At 46.8% G+C, this 819-nt stretch carries 1 pseudogene; it reads left to right on the plus strand.

Annotated elements, in window-relative coordinates:
• Positions 1–819 (plus strand): annotated as a pseudogene (locus tag ACFIKB_RS09440) (filamentous hemagglutinin); the annotation flags it as partial.

Raw genomic sequence — 819 nt, forward strand, 5'->3', positions numbered from 1 at the left:
GGCACAATGCGCGGTGAGAGTGTCGATGCTCATATTGGTGCATTTACCAATCAAGGGACGTTTATTGCAACCGATGATTTGCATTTGATGGTAAGTGCACAAGAAGGCGTCGATCCGCAACAAGCCTTTCTGAAGAATACATCCGAAGGTGTCCTTCAAAGTGGTGGTGTTTTTGTTGTGATCGCAGGGCAATTAGACAATGCCGGTGTGCTTGGCTCTAGTGGTGAGAATGTTGCCCTCAATGTGGCAGGGAATGTCAGCAATAGTGGGCTGATTTACGCCAAAAAATCTATGGATCTATTCAGTGATGGTAATCTGACCAACACACAGGGCAGAATTATTGCTGAAGAGGCTCTCAGCATTGGTGGGCTGAAAGAGACACGTGCTGGTCATATAAGTAATGAGGCTGGTCTTCTCAGTGCTTTAGCCGGTGAGATGAAGATTGTTGCAACGTCTTTTGTCAATAAAAGCGCTGAAACGACAAATTCAGACCAACAAAACGCTACACATGATGAAGGTGCGCATGTTTTAGCGCGGGATGGTTTGCGCATTGATGTGGGCAGTTTTGAGAATGTTGATGGTCTCATTTCTACGCAAGGGGCAGTTAATATTGTTGCTGATAGTGTGATCCAAGCAGGGCACATAGAGATTGAGCGTGGTGACCTTCAACTGACCAGCCATGGTGATTTAACCAATAGTGGTACGATAGCAAGCAATGGCGCAATCACTGTGAATGCGCAAAACACTCTGAACCAAACGGGGCGCATTGTTTCGCAAAAGCGGATAGAACTCTCAACCGATGGCACCTTGACGCTGGGT

Origin of the sequence: Bartonella sp. MR110HLJHH, assembly GCF_042194225.1 — a bacterium.
Classification (GTDB): Bacteria; Pseudomonadota; Alphaproteobacteria; order Rhizobiales; family Rhizobiaceae; genus Bartonella; species Bartonella grahamii.